The organism is Polynucleobacter sp. 39-46-10 (assembly GCF_002282275.1).
On record NZ_NCJB01000370.1, the window covers coordinates 1 to 2,087 of the forward strand.

The window sequence follows — 2,087 nt, forward strand, 5'->3', positions numbered from 1 at the left end:
AGCCAATACCCTTTTTGGAAGGGTGATATTTATTCGCTCTATTTCATCAGAAAGCAATGCTGGATCAATCTCTACAATTGCCCAAACCCACCCTTTAAATTCTTTCCGCTTTTGCAATTCCCTCAGTGAGCTTGGTTTTGGTATTTCTTGATTACGCTCTAAAGCAAGCTCAATCCAAATCTCTATAGCCTCTTTTGCGTTTTCTATAGCCTCATCAATATCTCTATCTCCAGCTGAGAAACAGCCTGCCAAATCTGGCACAACGACACCCCAGGCTTCCTTGCTAGATCCCGGCTCAATTGCAATCGGATATTTCATTTATTACCCCTCTTGATATCTGCCTGTTTTAATATTTTTTCCACTAAACCAAGACCCAAATCCTTTTTAGGATGAGGAATGCAAATATGCCCATCCTTTGTTCTGTGAATGAAGATATGATGCGAACCCCTCATCCTACTGAGTACCCACCCGTCACTCGTCAATAGCTCAATTAGTTTTTTACTGTGCATCGATCTCCTTTTAAATTATACACACCATACACATCACATATGCTTATATTGATCTACTCTCCTTTTCGATGCCATAGGCGCTGACTATGCTGGCGCCAAAATATCGGCTCACTCTGGTTTAACTCCGATTTAGCTGGAAATTCCCAAACCTGCGCACCAGTGCTTGGTGATTGATAGAAAGGAATATTCATACTTTGATATCGGGCGGTGACCGTTGGATGTGGGTGCCCATAACGATTTCGATAGCCGTTCTGTGCAAATGCTTGATCAGGATTTAGTACGGTTAAGAGCCCTTGAGACGATGATGTCTTGCTGCCATGATGTGGAGCCATGAATATCAGCGCCTTGTCTTGTAAGTCATTGAGTGCTTCTTGGGTTAAGCGCTCAGTGATATCGGCTTCACCCTGCTTCTCCACATCACCCGTTAACCAGAACGAAGTGCTTGTATTACGAACCTCCAGAACACAACTAACTTCATTAGGCTTCCTAGGGTATTGATCTTCAAAAACTGTATCCGCATACGGATGCCAAATATGAAACTCCACCCCATCCCATGACCATTGCTGGCCGAAGCGACAGGGAATCGCAGGAATCTTTCTGCCCTCTAAATTTGCGAGCAATGGGTTGGTGCTCGGCAAGGATCCCATCATCGAGTCAAACCGTATTTCTTTTAGAAGAGTTGCGGCTCCTCCAATGTGATCGCTATCACTATGACTAATCACCATACGATCAATATGATTAATCCCCCTCCCTCTCAGATACGGCAGGATGATTCTTTGGCCTGCATTATCTTTTCCTTGAATGGGTCCAGTGTCATATAGCAATCGCTTTGTTCTAGTTTCAATGAGGACTGCCGTACCTTGACCAATATCGAGTACAGTTGCGCGAAACTCACCTAGAGACAAATTAGTATTTTGACTTGGGTGGATAAATAAACTCGTAGTGAGTGCGAGCCCGACGACTCTAGAAAACCAACTCTCTCGAATAGATCCAGGGCGAATCGTCATGATGATGCCGACAGTTGAAAATACTATTGCCCACCAAGCCGGCTGACTGGACCAGACTACTCCCCATCTCCAATTAGCCATCCAAGCCAGCAGGATAGCTAGGTAATCCATCGTGGCATGGGCCGATATTAAGAGCCACTTACCTATGAAGTCAGGCAATAAGGCACCAGCAATCGCCAGAGGCGTCACGACATAACTCACCACAGGAATAGCAATTGCATTTGCCAATGGTGAAACTATCGAGACTTGATAAAACCAATATAGAGTTAATGGCAAAAGTGCGATAGTAACAACGGCCTGTACACGACAAGCCTCTTTAAGTGCTTGAGACAATCTATATAGCCAACCAAGCTCCAACTCTCTGCCAGTGGGTAGCCCCAATAAACCATCTGAATCCTGCATGGCGAACAAAATTGCCGCTACCGCCCCAAATGAGAGCCAGAATCCCGGTGTATAGGGCGCCATTGGATCAATCAGTAAAACAACAAAGAGAGCCCACCACCAGATATCAAATGATCGGGGGTTTCTGCCTGACCATAGAGCAAATGCGACCACTCCCACCATATACATC

General features: G+C 45.1%; 3 protein-coding genes. All 3 read right to left on the reverse strand.

Annotated elements, in window-relative coordinates; all coding sequences use genetic code 11:
- On the reverse strand, positions 1 to 318 hold a 318-nt coding region (locus B7X71_RS15730; protein ID WP_293601421.1), incomplete at its 3' end, for a type II toxin-antitoxin system HicB family antitoxin.
- On the reverse strand, positions 315 to 509 hold the full coding sequence (locus B7X71_RS15735) for a type II toxin-antitoxin system HicA family toxin (RefSeq protein ID WP_215301323.1): 195 nt from the start codon (positions 507 to 509) through the stop codon (positions 315 to 317). The genes B7X71_RS15735 and B7X71_RS15730, both read right to left, overlap by 4 nt.
- A gap of 53 nt (positions 510 to 562) precedes the next feature.
- Positions 563 to 2,087 (reverse strand): DNA internalization-related competence protein ComEC/Rec2 (locus tag B7X71_RS15740; protein ID WP_293601425.1); only part of this gene is annotated, 1,525 nt, incomplete at its 5' end.

Bases quoted from the DNA above. Each gene is read 5' to 3' on its own strand.
- B7X71_RS15735 (WP_215301323.1), bottom strand. From the start codon at position 509: ATGCACAGTAAAAAACTAATTGAGCTATTGACGAGTGACGGGTGGGTA.